This window comes from Armatimonadota bacterium (assembly GCA_031432545.1).
Classification (GTDB): domain Bacteria; phylum Sysuimicrobiota; class Sysuimicrobiia; order Sysuimicrobiales; family Sysuimicrobiaceae; genus Caldifonticola; species Caldifonticola tengchongensis.
Genome location: JAVKGX010000004.1, coordinates 66,168 through 82,302, shown reverse-complemented (window position 1 = coordinate 82,302; position 16,135 = coordinate 66,168). Strand labels below are relative to the sequence as shown.

Annotated in this window: 14 protein-coding genes; all 14 read left to right on the top strand. The window is 68.6% G+C overall.

From position 1 onward, the window contains the following. Positions 1 to 40: 40 nt before the first annotated feature. The 14 genes from dnaJ (at position 41) to QN163_05915 (ending at position 16,104) form a co-directional block, all read left to right on the top strand. Positions 41 to 1,147, top strand: a complete 1,107-nt coding sequence (gene dnaJ / locus QN163_05980) for a molecular chaperone DnaJ (protein MDR5683559.1) — start codon at positions 41 to 43, stop codon at positions 1,145 to 1,147. 41 nt (positions 1,148 to 1,188) lie between these two features. Further along, a complete protein-coding gene (prmA, locus tag QN163_05975) occupies positions 1,189 to 2,073 on the top strand; it encodes a 50S ribosomal protein L11 methyltransferase (protein ID MDR5683558.1) in 885 nt (294 codons plus the stop codon). Beyond that, entirely contained in the window at positions 2,073 to 2,822 is a 750-nt protein-coding gene (locus QN163_05970; GenBank protein MDR5683557.1) for a 16S rRNA (uracil(1498)-N(3))-methyltransferase, read from the top strand. Before prmA ends, QN163_05970 begins: the two co-directional genes overlap by 1 nt. Before the next feature lie 147 nt (positions 2,823 to 2,969). Next, positions 2,970 to 4,118 carry a glutamine-hydrolyzing carbamoyl-phosphate synthase small subunit gene (carA, locus tag QN163_05965; GenBank protein MDR5683556.1) on the top strand — a complete coding sequence of 383 codons (1,149 nt, stop codon included), beginning with the start codon at positions 2,970 to 2,972 and terminating at the stop codon, positions 4,116 to 4,118. Next, complete coding sequence (gene carB, locus QN163_05960; protein MDR5683555.1) at positions 4,118 to 7,309, top strand: carbamoyl-phosphate synthase large subunit; 3,192 nt, start codon at positions 4,118 to 4,120, stop codon at positions 7,307 to 7,309. Before carA ends, carB begins: the two co-directional genes overlap by 1 nt. Before the next feature lie 136 nt (positions 7,310 to 7,445). Next, entirely contained in the window at positions 7,446 to 8,063 is a 618-nt protein-coding gene (locus QN163_05955) for a GspH/FimT family pseudopilin (protein ID MDR5683554.1), read from the top strand. Further along, positions 8,063 to 8,605: a hypothetical protein gene (locus QN163_05950; GenBank protein ID MDR5683553.1), complete on the top strand. Its 543-nt coding sequence runs from the start codon at positions 8,063 to 8,065 to the stop codon at positions 8,603 to 8,605. Before QN163_05955 ends, QN163_05950 begins: the two co-directional genes overlap by 1 nt. Then, entirely contained in the window at positions 8,602 to 9,276 is a 675-nt protein-coding gene (locus tag QN163_05945; protein MDR5683552.1) for a prepilin-type N-terminal cleavage/methylation domain-containing protein, read from the top strand. Before QN163_05950 ends, QN163_05945 begins: the two co-directional genes overlap by 4 nt. Positions 9,277 to 9,305: 29 nt before the next feature. After that, complete coding sequence (locus tag QN163_05940; protein MDR5683551.1) at positions 9,306 to 11,126, top strand: hypothetical protein; 1,821 nt, start codon at positions 9,306 to 9,308, stop codon at positions 11,124 to 11,126. Positions 11,127 to 11,344: 218 nt separating this feature from the next. Further along, positions 11,345 to 12,385, top strand: coding sequence for a type IV pilus assembly protein PilM (gene pilM / locus QN163_05935; GenBank protein ID MDR5683550.1), 1,041 nt, complete (start codon positions 11,345 to 11,347; stop codon positions 12,383 to 12,385). Then, positions 12,382 to 12,969, top strand: a complete 588-nt coding sequence (locus QN163_05930) for a PilN domain-containing protein (GenBank protein ID MDR5683549.1) — start codon at positions 12,382 to 12,384, stop codon at positions 12,967 to 12,969. Before pilM ends, QN163_05930 begins: the two co-directional genes overlap by 4 nt. Continuing rightward, entirely contained in the window at positions 12,966 to 13,562 is a 597-nt protein-coding gene (gene pilO / locus QN163_05925) for a type 4a pilus biogenesis protein PilO (protein ID MDR5683548.1), read from the top strand. Before QN163_05930 ends, pilO begins: the two co-directional genes overlap by 4 nt. Continuing rightward, entirely contained in the window at positions 13,559 to 14,176 is a 618-nt protein-coding gene (locus QN163_05920; GenBank protein MDR5683547.1) for a hypothetical protein, read from the top strand. Before pilO ends, QN163_05920 begins: the two co-directional genes overlap by 4 nt. After that, positions 14,173 to 16,104 carry a secretin N-terminal domain-containing protein gene (locus tag QN163_05915; protein ID MDR5683546.1) on the top strand — a complete coding sequence of 644 codons (1,932 nt, stop codon included), beginning with the start codon at positions 14,173 to 14,175 and terminating at the stop codon, positions 16,102 to 16,104. The genes QN163_05920 and QN163_05915 overlap by 4 nt, the downstream gene beginning before the upstream one ends. Positions 16,105 to 16,135: the final 31 nt, after the last annotated feature.

Genomic DNA, 16,135 nt, shown 5'->3' with positions numbered 1-16,135 from the left:
CCGCAATCCAACACGCGCGGAACCGACTCGATCCGAAGCCATGGCGCGCGACTACTACCAGGTCCTCAACGTTCCCCGAAACGCTTCTGCTGAGGAGATCAAGCAGGCGTACCGGCGCCTCGCCCGTGAGTATCACCCCGACGTGCGCCGCGAGGACCCTCAGGCCGAAGAACGGTTCAAGGAGATCAACGAGGCCTTCCAGGTCCTCAGCGATCCGGAGCGGCGGGCGCAGTACGACCGCTTCGGGACCGTCACCGCAGCCGGCACGCGCGACTTCGACTTCGGGTTCGGCAGCCCGTTCGAGGACCTGTTCGATGCATTTTTCGGCGGGGTGCGCACAGGGGCTGCCCGCGAGCCGGGCCCCGAGCGCGGTTCGGATCTGCGCTACGACCTGGAGATCAGCCTGGAGGAAGCCGCGCACGGTGCGGAGCGACACATCGATGTCGCGCGCCTGGAAACCTGCCCCCACTGCTTCGGCACCGGCGCGGAGGCCGGGGGCGGGGTGGAGGTCTGCCCGACCTGCCGCGGCAGCGGCCAGACCCGGACGTGGCAGCGCACGCTGCTTGGGCACTTCACCCACGTGTCGACGTGCCGGCAGTGCGGAGGCCGCGGACGCGTCGTGCGGAATCCTTGTCGGCGCTGCCGCGGAACCGGCCGCGCCGAGGTCGAGCGCACGCTGACCGTGCGAATTCCGGCGGGGGTCGAAGACGGCATGCGGCTGCGCCTGGCGGGCGAAGGGGAGGCCGGCCTGCGCGGAGGCGGGCGGGGCGACCTCTACGTCGTGATCCACATCGCGCCGCATCCGCTCTTCGAGCGGCGGGGGCAGCACCTGTATGCGGAGATCCCAATCACCATGGTGCAGGCAGCCCTGGGCGGCACGGTGGAGGTCCCGACGCTCGACGGGCCGGAGAGGGTGACGATTCCCCAGGGGACCCAACCCGGAGACGTGGCGGTGCTGCGCGGGAAGGGGATGCCGGACCTGCAGGGTCGGCGCGGAGATCTGTACGTTCGATGGAAGGTCGAGATCCCGCGGCAACTGAGCCGCGAGGAGCGCCGCGCCCTCCTGCAGTTTGCCAGGGTCCGCGGCGAGCACATCCAGCCCGGGCGCCGGAGGATCGTGGACAAGGTGAAGGACCTGCTGCAGTGACCCCGATCCGCAGGCAGCGACAGGCCTCGCCGGTTCATCGGATGCGCTGGCTGGAAGTTTCGGTGGTCACGGGCGAAGAGGCGGCCGAGGCGGTCGGCGCGATCCTCCTGGACCTGGGCAGAGGGTACGTCGAGGAGCATGCCGACGGGGACGTCCGGCTCACCGCTTACGTTCCATCGGGTGCGGTCGGCCGCGCGTCCGCGGTCCGGGGCCGCGTGCGTGCACTGCGCGCGTTCGGGCTCGACCCGTCCCCGGCACGCGTGACGGTACGGACGATTCCCGCCACCGACTGGGCGGAGGCGTGGAAGAAACACTTCCGGCCGTTCCGGGTCGGCCGCTTCCTCGTCTGCCCGCCGTGGCAACGGGCGCAACCGGCCCCCGGAGAGGTGCCGCTGGTCCTGGATCCCGGGATGGCGTTTGGGACCGGGCTCCACGGTTCGACTCGCCTATGCCTGCAGGCCCTGGCGGAGTGTGTGCGCGGGGGCGAGACGGTCTTCGACGTCGGGACGGGCTCGGGGATCCTCGCGATCGCCGCGGCACGGCTCGGGGCCGGCAGGGTAGTGGCGATCGACAACGATCCGCTGGCCTGCCGCATCGCCGCGGCCAACGCCCGCGCTAATGGCGTGGCCGAGCGAGTGACGGTCAGGGCAGGGGATCTGTTGCGCGGGGTCCGCGTCCGCGCCGACCTCATCTTGATGAACATCGTCGCGCCGGCTATCGTGCGGGCCGCCCCGCAGGTCGTACGGCGGCTGAGAGCGGGCGGCCGCTTCGTCGCTTCGGGCATCGTCGCATCGTCGTTGACACCGGTCCTCAGCGCAGTCTCGCGTGCCGGCCTGTCCGTGGACCGCGAACTGGCAGAGGGCGAGTGGCGGTGCGTGGTGTGCTCGGCCCAAAGCCCCGACCGTCTTGCGACGACCGTCCGCTGATGTCCATGCACCGTCTGCTGGTGATCCGGCACCCGATCGCTGCGGATCTGTTGCGCGTGGAGGGAGGAGAGGCGCACCACGCCGTCCACGTCCTGCGGCTGCGCGGAGGGGACCGTTTCGTGGCCTTCGACGGCCGAGGGGCGGAGTGGGAGGCCGAGGTGGTGGCGGTCGCCGGGGACGAGATCGTGGCGCGCGTGGTCTCCGAGCGCCCGGCGGTGACCCTCCCGTATCGGCTGACGCTGTACCAGGGTCTGCCCAAGGCGGACAAGATGGACCACATCGTCCGCATGGGCACCGAAGTGGGGGTGTCGGTGTTCGTACCGGTGCTCGCGGGCCGCAGCGTGAAGCGAGGAGCGCGCCTGGACCGCTGGCGGCGTATCGCGTCGGAGGCTTGCAAGCAGTCGCGGCGCGCGCAGATCCCCGAAGTCTGCGAGCCCGTGGACTTCGCCGCGGCGCTGGAGCGGTTCCGTCGGCACGCGGTGCGCCTGGCCCTATGGGAGGGCGGAGGCGTCCCGATCCTGCGGGCGCTGGCGCAGGCAGATCGCGCTTGGGACATCGGGGTGTTCGTCGGCCCCGAAGGCGGGTTCGAGGAGCGCGAAGTCGATGCCCTGCGGGAGGTGGCCACGCTGTGCGGTCTCGGGCCGCTCGTCCTGCGCACGGAGACCGCCGCGGTCGCGGCGGGGGCGATCGTGCTCGGATGGTGCGGCGCGGGCGCAGCGGGTGGGGAGGGTTTGCATCGGCCGGGCTGACCTGATACAGTTGTGCGATAGACACCATTAAGGCTCTCCGGGAGGGAGCCATGGCGGCCAATACGGTGGCAGTCGCTCGGTGTGCCCGCGTCCTGTGGACGCGGGCCTTCGTTGTGCCCGGGGATGCATAATGATACGATAATGTGCATGAACATGCAAATGGCAGATGCGCCGTCCGGTCCTCCGACTCCGGAGGAGGTTTGGCGGCGGGGGTGGCTGGTGCTGGAGGACGGGACGGCCTTTTGCGGCCGGGTGGTCGGGGCGGAAGGCGAGGCCGCAGGCGAGGTGGTGTTCACGACCAGCATGACCGGATACCCCGAAGTCCTTACAGACCCCTCGTACGCCGGGCAGATCGTGGTGATGGCGTTTCCCATGATCGGCACGTACGGGTTGGACCCGGCCTGGGCGGAGTCCCGACGACCCTTCCTGCGGGGGTTCGTGGTGCGGTGGGCGAGCCCGTACACGTCGCACTGGCAGGGTTCCGTGGCGCTGGGCGACTACCTGCGGCGCTGGAACGTGGTGGGGCTGAGCGGGATCGATACGCGCAAGTTGGTGCGCCACCTGCGCGGCGGGGGGCTCAAGCGCGGGGTGATGATGACCGGTGACGCCGACCCCGCGCTGCTCGCAGCCCGCGCGGCAGCCGCCCCGGACGTGGGGGACGTCGACCTGGTCGCAGAGGTGACGCCGCCGGGGTGCTTCGTGGTGCCCGGTGGTGGACCGCGCATCGCGGTGGTGGACTGCGGGCTGAAGATGGGCATCGTCCGGGAACTCCACGCCCGTGGGTGTGAGGTCATCGTGGTCCCCGCCACCGCTACCGCATCGGAGATCGCAGCGCTGTCGCCGGAGGGGCTGGTGATCAGCAACGGGCCCGGCGATCCCGCGCGGTTGCGATCGATCGCGGCCGAGGTCCGATCGCTGTGGGGCCGCCTGCCCATCTTTGGAGTGTGTCTGGGCAACCAGATTTTGGCGCTGGCCGCGGGGGCGCGGACGTTCAAGCTGCCGTTCGGCCACCGCGGTTCGAACCACCCGGTTATCGAAACCGAAGGCCGCCGCGTGCGGATCACGACGCAGAACCACGGGTATGCCGTCGACGAGGCGTCGCTGGCCGGGACGGGTCTAAGCGTCACGCACCGGAACCTGCACGATGGGACCGTCGAGGGGTTGCGCCACGTGGCACTCCCTCTGTTCGCCGTCCAGTTCCACCCCGAGGCCAGCCCTGGGCCGCGCGACTCGCGCGACCTGTTCGACGCGTTCTTGCAGATGGTCCACTCGGTTCGCGCGCCGGAGCCTGCCTGATGCCGCGGCGTCCGGACCTGCGCAAGGTGGTGGTCATCGGGTCGGGGCCGATCGTCATCGGCCAGGCCGCCGAGTTCGACTACTCGGGCACGCAGGCGTGCCGCGCGCTGACCGAAGAAGGCATCGAGGTCGTCCTGGTCAACAGCAATCCCGCGACGATCATGACCGACGCGGAGACGGCCGACCGGGTCTACCTCGAGCCGCTCACCCCGGAGTTCCTCACGCGCGTGCTGGAACAGGAAAGACCGCAGGGGATCGTGGCGACGCTGGGCGGGCAGACGGCCCTGAATCTGGCCGCCGAGCTGGATCGGCGGGGCGTGCTCGACCGTCTGGGGGTGGAGGTCCTGGGCACCCCCCTGGAGGCGATCCGCGACGGCGAGGACCGCGACCGGTTCCGGGCGGCGATGGTCCGCATCGGGCAACCGGTGCCCGAGAGCGCGATCGCCTCGACGCCAAAGCAGGCCGTGGAGTTCGCGCGAGCGCTGGAAGGCGCGGTGGTGATCCGGCCGGCATTCACGCTGGGCGGCACCGGAGGAGGGCTCGCCCGCTCGCTCGAGGAGGTCGCCGCGCTGGCTGCGCGCGGCATCGCCGCCAGCCCCATCGCTCAGGTCCTCGTGGAGCGATCGCTGGAGGGGTGGAAGGAGATCGAGTACGAGGTGGTGCGCGACGGCGGGGACACGTGCATCACGATCTGCAACATGGAGAACATCGATCCGATGGGCGTGCACACCGGAGACAGCATCGTGGTGGCGCCCAGCCTGACTTTGAGCGACCGCGATCATCAGATGCTGCGCAGCGCGGGGATCGCGATCGTGAGGGCGCTGGGGATCGAGGGCGCGTGCAACGTCCAGTTCGCGCTCGACCCCGGCAGCGAGCGTTACTACGTGATCGAGGTGAACCCGCGCCTGTCCCGCAGCAGCGCGCTGGCGAGCAAGGCCACCGGCTATCCGATCGCGCGCGTGGCGGCCAAGATCGCGATCGGATACCGGCTGCACGAGATCCAAAACCCCATCACGCGTGGGGTGGCCTGCTTCGAACCCGCACTCGACTACGTCGTCGTCAAGATCCCGCGGTGGCCGTTCGACAAGTTCGCCGACGCCGACCGCCGGTTGGGCACCCAGATGAAATCCACCGGGGAGGCCATGGGCATCGGCCGCACGTTCACCGAGGCGTTGCTCAAGGCGGCGCGCTCTGTGGAGTCGCGCAACCGAGGGCTGTGGCATCCGGACCTGGCGGCGTGTTCGGAGGCTGACCTGTGGGCGCGGGTCGAAATGCCCAGCGACGACCGTCTGTGGGCGGTGGCGGAGCTGCTGCGGCGGGGCGCGGACGCTCGCCGGATCGCCGCATCCAGCGGGATCGATCCTTTCTTCGTGTGGGAGATCGAGCGGATCGTGGCCACCGAGCGCCGGCTGCTGCACGATCACTCCGAGTCGGCGCTGCGAGAGGCCAAGACGGTGGGGCTGTCCGACGTCGAGATCGCACGGTTGTGGGGATGCGAGGAGGATGCGGTCCAGAAGCGGCGCCGCGCCGCCGGCATCCGTCCCACCTACAAACTGGTGGACACCTGCGCCGGAGAGTTCCCCGCCGCCACTCCCTACTACTACAGCACGTACGAAGAGGAAGACGAGGCAACCCCGGACCCCCGCCCGTGCGCCGTCGTGCTGGGATCGGGCCCCATCCGCATCGGCCAGGGGATCGAGTTCGACTACAGCACCGTCCACGCGGTGCGGTCGCTGCGCGAGGCGGGGCTGCGGGCCGTCATCGTGAACAACAACCCGGAAACCGTAAGCACCGACTTCGACATCTCCGACCGGCTGTACTTCGAGCCGCTGACCCCGGAGGACGTCCTGAACGTCGTCGAGCACGAGCGGCCGGTCGGCGTCCTGGTGCAGTTCGGAGGGCAGACGGCGCTGAACCTGGCCGGGCCCCTGGCGCGGGCCGGCGTCCCGGTGCTCGGCACTCCCGTGGAGAGCCTGGACACCTCCGAGGACCGCCTTAAGTTCGACACTCTGCTGGAATGCCTGGGGATCCTGCGTCCGCCGGGCGGTGCGGTGCGGTCGGTCGAACAGGCAGACGTGCTCGCCGAGCGCATCGGGCTTCCGGTGCTTGTCCGGCCCTCCTACGTACTGGGAGGCCGGGGGATGCGGATCGTCCACAATTACACCGATTTGCGCGCCATCGTGCGCGAGGCGCTGGCGATCGACCCGCGGCATCCGGTGCTCATCGATGCCTACCTGGAGGGGACCGAACTCGAGGTGGACGCGGTCGCCGACGGCGAGAACCTGTTGCTGCCGCCCGTCATGCAGCACGTGGAGCGCGCCGGCGTCCACTCCGGCGACAGCATGATGATCTTCCCGGCGCCGCGGCTGAGCCCGGAGATCGCCGATCGCATCTCCCAGATCCTCCAGACGCTGAACCGCGCACTGTCCGTGCGGGGTTTTCTCAACGCCCAGTTCGTGGTCTGGGGGTACCGCGTCTACCTGCTGGAGGTCAACCTGCGCGCCAGCCGCACCGTCCCATTCGTCAGCAAGGTGCTGGGCGTCCCGCTGGTGCAGATCGCCACGCGCGTGATGCTCGGGTCGACGCTGGCGGACTTGGGCTTTCCTGGCGTGTACCACCTGCCGCCGCCGCGTCAGGTGGCGGTCAAGGCGCCGGTGTTCTCGTCCGAGAAGCTTGGCGGGGCGGAGGTCGCGCTGGGCCCGGAGATGCGGTCCACCGGGGAGGCGATCGGCGTGGACCGCACGCTTGCGGCCGCGCTGTACAAGGCGTTCCTGGCCGCGGGCATGGCGCTGCCGACCGCGGGGGACGTGCTGCTGTCGGTTCCGCCCCGAGGTCACCGCGAGGCCGTGCGGCTCGCGCGGCGGCTGCTCGGTCTGGGGGTCGACCTGCGGGCGACGCCGGGGACCGCCGCGGCGCTGCAGCGCGCGGGCATCCCGTGCCGGCCGGTGTCCCACGCCGATGCGGTGGGAGCCATCCGCGCCGGCGAGATCAGCGCGGTGGTCAACGTCCCCTCCGCCGGGTACGACCCTTCCCGACTGGGTTTCCGGATCCGGCGGGCAGCCGCCGAGCGGCGCATTGTCTGCCTGACCTCGCTTGAGACCGCGTGGGCGCTCGCCGACGTCCTCGAGGCCATCCAGCAGCAGGCGTTCGCCGAACCCAGGGCCATGGCGGGCCCCGCGCCCCTCGCATAGCCCGATCAGGAACGGACGGGTCTGGTGGCGAGCCGACTCGTATAAGCGGGTGGCACTGATCTTGCTCAGCAAATGTCTGTCGGGTCGCGGTTGAATTGGCCGTGAGGTCGCAGGAACTGCTTCGCGGACGCAGAAAGTGGGTAAGTTTTCGAATCCGTGTAGAAGCGCGGCGCGGGTAAGGGGAGGTCGGGGCATCAAACCGCTGCGGTCCAGCCGACCCGATTGGGAGCAGGGGTTCACGTTGATCGAACTCCTGTTCGTCATGGCGATCCTCGCCATCTTATTGACAGTCGCCTTCACCGCCTACCAGCGGGTGATCATGGAGCGCCGGGTTCAGAACGTCACGCGGGAGCTGGCTGCGGACATCCGGGTCGCCCAGCAGGCGGCTGTCGCGAAGTCTGCGGAGGCAAAGTGCGTGGGGGTGGCCTTCGGGGCGATGCGCGCCGGCGTGTACGTCGTGCCGGAAGGAGCGGGGTTCGCCTGTCAGAGTCCGACCGCGGCCCAGCTGGCTGGCTACGGAATCCTGCTAAGCTCCCACGACTACCCAGTGGGAGTGACGGTACAGACCACCCCGGGGGACGCCATCGTCTTCGTGCCGTCGGGCTCGCCATATCCCACCTGTACCGGGGCGGACTGCACGGGCTTCCGCGTCACCGTCTCGGGCGGCACCCACACGCGGAGGGTATGCGTGGGCTCGGCGGGTCTGGTTACCGTTCCGCCGCCAGGTGCACCGTGCCCCGGAGGGGGCGGGTGATGAGGCGCGCTCACCGATTCACGGCAGTCCCACGGAGCCAGGCCGGGCTGTCCATGCTCGAGGTCGTGGTGGCGGTCACGCTGGTCGTCGTCGTCTTGCTCGCCAGCATGCAGGTGGTGACGAGGACCGTGGCGCAGGTCGGGACGGCAAGGACCGCGCAGGCCGAGCGGGCCGCGCGGGCAAAGACGATCGCCTCCCAGTGGTTGCAGGCCGAACTCGAATACCTGAAGTCGCAAGGGTTTGGGTCGCTGGTGACCATCTTCACGAGCCCCACGCCGCCGGCGGGGTGGACCACCGTCGGCAGCACCCGCCGGCGCACGATTACCCCGGGAACGCAGTTGCCGGGGGAGACGCCCCTGCCGGATACCTTCGAGAAGGCCGTGATCACACTGTACGTCGAGACCTTTGAGAAACTGAATCCGCAGTGCACTTCGAACTGCAGCATCGACATCATTACGCTGGCTGCCAGAGTGGACCTGTTTCGCAGCGCGACAGATGCCGTGCCGTTCGTCTCGGGTCAGACGAGCATGGTGAAGCAATGAAAGCGCCTGCAACCGATACGGGACGAGCCGGGCCCGCCCGAGAGGCGGGGCTGACACTGGTGGAGTTGCTCATCGCGCTGGCGATGATCGCGGTCGTGCTGTCGGGGATGTTCGTGACCCTGCGGGCGATGCTGGAGACGTGGGCCACGGGACAGCATCGCGTCGGCGTCCAGCAGAACGCGCGCCACTCCCTGGAGTGGATCACCCGCAGGATCCGGCTCGGAGGACAACCGGAAGTGTGCGGAGCCGCTCCGGTGCTTCCGATCTTCCGAAACCCACCGGGTGGCAACATCAATGAGAGTCTGATTCGGTTTGCCGCTTCCGTTGGTCCTTGCGGTACGCCGGTCAAGGAGTACGAGTACCTGGTAGACGGTGGCCGGCTGATCGAGAGGACCTACAGCCTCGGGGCAACGACGCCGGAGGCCGTTCGTCCGCTGACCGTCGTCGAAGAGGTGGGGATCATCACGGTCACGGGGATCAACTTCTGCTACTACGACGTAAAGGACCAACCGCTCAACGGGGGAACGGAACCCTGCACGGGCAGCGTATCCTCGACGAACCTCGGTCGGATCTTCCGCGTGAAGATCCGACTCGAGTTGGTGAGCGGCAGGGCGGGCGAGGTACTGGTCCTGCGAACACAGGCGACTCCAAGGTTGGTGCTGAGCCCATGAGAATCTCAGGTCGCACACGCGGTATGAGATTGAGGCAGTCGATCGGCCCGGTCATCGGGTCGGAGTCGGGCGTCGCGCTCGTGATCGCGCTGATCACGATCGTGGTGATGTTGTTGGTCTCCGTAGCGCTCGTGGCGGCGGCGATGACGGAGACGCTCTCCGTGCAAGCCGGCGAAGACTCCGCGCGCGCGTTCTACGTGGCCGAAGCCGCAGCTTCTAGGGCCGTCGCCTCGCTCCGGTTGGACACTGACTGGACCACGGACGGCACGGGGATCGATGCGACCGGGCGGTGCGGCACAGACGCGGGCAGACCCGTGCTGTTCGACCTGATGAGTGGCAGGTGCATGGGGCCGACGGACTATCCCGAGGGGATGCCGTATCCGACGTGGGAAGACCCCGTGGGGGTGGCGCCCGGAGGCGGGAGCGGAGGTGGCGGAGGCACCGGCCGGTGCATCGACTCGAGCACCCCTGGGGGACCCGGCGCGGTGCCGTCTCCGAATCCGCCGGCGGCTGTCCCGCCCGGCAACCCTCGGTTCATCGTGACCTACGAGACCACCGGGCGCTCCAAGGACCGTATCAACCTGCGCGTCATCGGACGGGTGGGCCGCGCCACCCGGGGGTTCACGTTCACCGCGCACCGGCTGTATCCGGCCGATTTCGCGGTCTACTCGAGCACGAGCGTGAATGCCCAGGTTTCGGGCAACGGCACGTGGCGGATCCGCGGGTCCGTCTACATGCGTCAGGATTGGCTGTTCCACGGCAACTCCTTTCAACTCAACGACCGGCCGCTCAACGTCGGCGAGACGGAGCCCTATCGGAACCAGACCTTCATCTGCGGCAATCTGGACCTGAACGGCAATCCCAAGCTCGGGACCTCAACGCAGCCCATGGAGGGTGTACATATCGGTGGACGCATCATCATCAGCGGCAACCAGCCGTACGACTGCGGGACCCCGGGGCCGGAGATCTGCACGCGGTTCATGGACGATAAGGTGCCCGACATTCAACTGGAAGACGTCGGATCGTTCGTGGACGGGCTGAAGGCGAACCGCACCAACGCGCTGACGTCCGATGGCACTCGGTTGCGGATGTTCCGGTACAGCGGCTCCGGCTGGACGGCCGCGGACAACGCAAACCTGGATTTCGGCGCGGACGCGTTGAGGCTGCCCAAGATCGGAAGGGAAGCGGACTGCCAAAGCGCTCCCGGCCATCCGAGCCCCAACAGGGCCCAGTTGCAGACGATCCTGCAGAGTTGCGCTGCCTACTACATGGGCTACAATGTCAGCACCGGGCTCCGGGGTGTTCTGTTTGTCGCGGCTGGTCAGCGGATCTACGTCCCGGGTAAGGTCAGCATGGGAAACAGCCGGGACGTCTTCTATCAGGTCGACGACAACCCAAATCTGGACGCCGCCAGCACGGCGGGGGAGTCGGAGGGCGACGCGAGCATCATCGCCGTAGGCTGCGAGGGCTGCACCAACCCTGCGCTTGACGTATCGGAGATGATCCGATCGCGCAGCGCGGCGGGTGTGTGCACCTCCACGAGCAACTCGAACCGGTTTCCACGCCTCGACGCACTGGCGTTCGCGGTGAAGGGAAGCGTGACGTTCGGGCTCAATGGCAACGCCGCAAGCCAGGAGCTCCAGGGAAGCTTCATCGCCCGCAACAGCATCCGGTTGACCAAGGATGCCCAGATCTACGGTCAGGTCATCGCCAATGCCCTCGAGTTTGAGCAGAACGTGGACCTCTGCCAGGTGGCGGGCCTCAAGGACTTTCTGCCGGCGGCCGTCGGGACGTTCCTGGAGGGGGGCAAGCCGTCGGTCATCATCACCAACTGGCGGGAGATCCTCTGAGGCGGGCGTGGTGAGCAGGTTTGGGCCCAATATCCTGTCGGTCGGGACTAGGGGAGCCGGAAGTTGGGCATAGGATCCTGAGAGATTCGCAGCCGATCTTGCAGGAATCGGTGATCGGGATACCGAACGTGCTTCCGGCACAGCAAGTGCAAAGCAAGTCCTGACCGAACTTTCACATCAAGATAGGCACCCGTTCTGGCTGACCGAGGGGAGGCCGGATGGCCGGTACAGTGGTAGGACTCGACATCGGAAGCAGCACGATCAAAGTCGCCGAGGTCGCCAGGGCCAGCCGGGACTTCCGCATCGCCCGCGCCGCAGTCGTGCCCACGCCGTACGGGGCCGTCCTGGAAGGGGCGGTCGCCAACACCGAGGCCCTCAAAGACGCCATCTCCGCGGCCTTCCAGCAGGCGGGGATCCGCAACCGGAGGGTGAACACCGCGCTGGGCGGCAAGGCAGTCGTCGTCCGCGAGATCCAGTTGCCGGGGATGCCGGACGAAGAGCTCGCGCAGGCCGTCCGGTTCGAAGCGGAGCGCTACCTGCCGGTGTCCGGCGAGAACCTCGCCGTCGACTACCACGTCTTCGAGCGGGCGAAGCAGGGGCAGCGGGAGCGCACGGAGGTGCTGTTCGTCGCAGCTCGGCGGGACGTCGTCGACGGGTTTGTGAACGTGATGAGGCAGGCGGGCGTCACCCCCGAGGTGATGGAGGTCACCTCCTTTGCGCTGATGCGCGCCTTTCAGAAGGAAACCAGCGACGGCGCGCTCCTGATCGCCGACCTGGGGGCGGAGTCCACCGACGTCATCGTCGTGCACGACGGAAGGCTGCGCCTGTCGCGCAGCGTGCCCGTGGGTGGCAACATGCTGACGCGCGCCGTGGCCGCAGCCCTGGACCTGGAACCCACGGCGGCACAGGTCGTTAAGGAAGAAAAAGCCGTCGCCCCGCTGGGCCGTGGGGTACCCGAGGACCCGACCGCCGCCAGGGTGGTCGAGGCGGTTGCCCCCGTGATCGGGGACATGGTGACGGAGATCCGGCGTTCCGTGGAGTTCTTTCAGTCCCGCGGAAGCGACAGGGTTCGCAAGGCGATCCTCGTCGGGGGAACCGCCAGGATGCCCAACCTGCCGGCGCTCTTTGCGGATGAACTGGGGCTGCCCGTGGAAGTCGGAGACGTGCTGGTAGCGATGCCCGCAGATCACGCGCCAGCAGGCAGCGGGCCGGTGATCGCGGCCGCGGTCGGCCTCGCGCTGAGGGGAGCCGAGCCATGACGATCCGGATCAACCTGCTCGCACCCGAGCGCAAGCGGCGTCCCGGACTGGGACCGGTCGGATGGGGTCTGCTGGTGGTGCTCGTGGTCGCGGTCGGGCTCGTGGTCTACGGGATCGTCCTGCAAGGACGCATGGCCGATCTGCGCCGTCAGATCGCCGACCACAACGCGGAGATCGAGCGCATCCGGCCCCAGGCTGCTGAGGTCGAGCGGATGAAGCGCGCCGTGGAGTCGCTGCGCCGGCGCGAGACCTTGATCCAGCAGTTCTTCGCCTCTCAGATCCCCGCCGCAGAGGCGGTCAGTGACCTCAGCCAGGTGATCCCGCAGGACACGTGGCTGACGGCGTTTTCGGTGCAGGGCGGACGCGCGGTCCAGGTGGACGGGACGACGACGGCCAACAACGAGTCCGTCGCTGTCTTCATGGTGAACCTGGAGCAGTCGCCGTACTTCCGAAACGTGGACCTCTCAGTGAGCGAGCGACAGGCGATCGGACAGCGCAATGTCAGCAGGTTCACGCTGACCGCCGAGCTGGAGGGGTCCCCCAGGGCCCGGGCTTCGGCCGAGGACACGGGGGGCACGCGATGACCCTGCGGCCGCGCGAGTGGTTCTTGGTGTTCGCGGTCATCGTGATCGCGATGGTCGCGGGCTTTTACTTTTTCTTCTACCAGCCGCAGCAGGCCGAAGCGCGTCGGCTGGAAGCCGAACTCGAGCGGGTCGCCTCCGAGCGCCAGCGCCTGGAAGCCCTCGTGGCGGAGGGGCCCGAGGTGGAGCGGGAGTTCAACGAGACCCGGGCCCGGGTCGCAGAACTCGAGACCAAACTGCCGTCCGCCCGCGAGATCCCCACTCTTTTGGTCCAGTTGGAGCAAACGGTCCGGGAGTCGCAGGCGACGATCACCCTGATCCGCCCGGGTCCTCTGCAGACCGGTACGGCACCGGCGGGGCAGCGACAGCAGCCCGAACAGATCCAGTATCAGACGTTCAGCGTCGAACTGGGAGCCGAGGGGAATTACGCGGCGCTCGTTGACTTCCTGGAGCGCCTGCAGGACTTCCCCCGGTTGCTCGTGCTGTCGGACGTAAGGGTCACGCCGACGGCAGCCCAGGGGGTCCCGGCGGGGCAACTGCTGGCGTTGACGGTGCGTGCGACGACCTATGTGCTTCCTGAGGCGGTGAGCCGATGAGTGCCCGCCCACCAAGACAGCAGCAGAGCCGGGTTATGCCTTACCTGCTGGTGATCCTGGCGGTGCTGGTCGGCTACTACCTCTACACGCGGGTGCTGGCTCCTCCACCGACGGGCGGACCGCCGCAACCGCCCCCCCCGGTCGCCGCCACGCCGGCGCCGCCGGTCGCAGAGGCGACGTCGACCCCGCAGCCCCCGTCCGGGGTCCAGGCAGGCGTGGAACTGCCAGCGAGGGCGGTGGGCCGCGGCAACCCGTTTGTGCCGCTGGTGGTGCCACCGCAGGCCGCGGCGGCGCCGCGGCCGGCTGCGCCGCCGCCTCCGGCCGTGCCTCCGCCGTTCTTCCCTGGGCCCCCGGCGCCCGGGGTGCCCACCGGAACCGGGCCCGGCCTGGCCGCGACCCCGGGACCGCCGCGGCCGCCGGCTCGGGTGGCGGGGGTGTTGATCCAGGACGGCGAGCGGATGGCGATCTTGGACATCGGTGGAACGACCTACATCGTCAAGGTCGGAGACATCGTGGAAGGCTTCAGGGTCATCGAGATCACGGCGCAGAGAGTAGTGCTGCGGCAGGGGGAGACACGGTTGGAGCTGGAGCTGGGAGGTGGGGAGGAGCGATGAACAGGCGCCGCGCACGTGCAAGCCGTACTCCGGGTCGCCTGGCGGTTGCGGCCGCGGCGGGCCTGCTCGCGGCGGTGCTCGTGATCCCGGCACAGCCCGCGGCTGCAGCGCTCGTGACCGTCACGGACGTCACGGTGAAGGAGTTCGTCGGCAAGGTGCAGATCGCGATCCTGGCCACGGGCGCGGTCCGCTACCGGCTGGCCGACTGGTCCGGGAAACCCGACACGATGGTCGTCGTCGACATCCTCGGGGCCCGACTGGGCTTTTCGGCCGGAGAACTCGCTTACCGGAAGGGCGATGTGGCCCGCGTCCGCGTCGGGCAGTTCAACGAGACCACGGTCCGCGTGGTCGTGGAACTCAGCGTCAGCCGGTCGTACACGGTGCAAACCGCGGACGGAAACCGGGCGGTGGTCGTCGCGGTCTTGAGTCCGGCGACAGGCGCCTCCCACCCGGCCGCGTCCGCCCAAGCCGGCGCGCCCATGGGGCAGACCCAGCCCGTCGCCCAAGCGCAGCCCGCCGCTCAGGCAACCCCCGTACCCACGCGGCGGTTCACACTGGAATTCCGGGACGCGAAGATGTCCGACGTCCTGGCTGCGTTGGCGCGCCTGTCGAACCTCAACATCGTGGTGGCGCCGGAAGCTGCGGATCGGCGCGTCACGATCAGGCTCGTCGGCGTGACGCTGGAGGAAGCGCTGGACCTCTTGACACGACCACTTGGACTGGCGTGGGCCCGGGTGGGCCGGAGCATCGTGGTTGGGCCGGCGGATCGGATCGCGGAGCAGCAGGTCGAGATCCGATACTATCGGTTGCGCCACGCGCGCGCCGCCGACGTGAGGGATCGCGTCGAAGCCCTCGTCTTCGGCCGAATCCGACCGGCTCAGCAGCAGCAGATCGGCCCAGCCGGCCAGGTCCAGGTCGTGACCACCGCGCAGGTAGTGGAGAGGACGCCGATCGTGGTCGACGAGCGCACGAACACGCTAATCGTGGTCGCGACGCGCGAACAGCACCAGCTGATCGCCGGCATCATCGCTCAGCTCGACGTGCAGATCCCGGTCGTCGCGCTCTCCACACGCGTGTATCCGTTGAAGTGGCTCGCCGCCGACATCAACCGCGGTGAGTCAGGCCAGCCGGCACGCGATCCGCTGGCGGAGATCCGCACCCTGCTCACCGAGCAGCTCCGGCCGTCGACCCCGCAGATCAGCATCGACTACCCGAACAACGCGCTGATCGTCACGGCGACCGAGGGTGACCACCAGCGCATCCAGCAGCTGCTGGCGATCGTGGACGTACCGATCCAGCAACTGCTCGTCGAGGCGACGGTCGTTGACATTAACCTCGACCAGCTAAAGGATCTCGGCTTCGACTGGAACGTGGTTGGCCAGGTCTTCACGGCTCCTTACATCGGGGCCACGATCGATTTCTTTGCCGCGCTGCGGCTGCTGGTGAGCGATGGGAGAGGACGAGTGCTGGCGAATCCGCGCATCGTCACGCGCGACGGCCAGGCGGCTCAGACGTTCGTCGGCGATCAGATCCCCGTGGTGACGGGATTCGACGAGCAAGGGCGACCGATCATCCAGACGATCGACGCGGGCGTGAAGCTGAACATCACGCCGAAGATCAACCCGGACGGGTTTGTCACGACGCGGATCTTGGCCGAAGTCGGTTCGCTGGTCGTGGTCGGAAACGCGGTCGGGAAGACCACACGCCAGGCGACCAGTACTCTGACCGTCAAGGACGGCACGCCGATCGTGATCGGCGGACTGATCCGCAACGAGGAGAGGCACCGGGTGGTCAAGGTGCCGATCCTGGGAGACATCCCGATCATCGGCTGGCTGTTCCGCCGGGAGATCACCGAGCGCAGCAACCGGGAAGTCGTGTTCATCATCACGCCGCGGGTGCTGCCCAAGCTGACGGAACCCAGGACCTGAGTCGTCGGGGTCGGCGAAGCCGGAGGGAGAC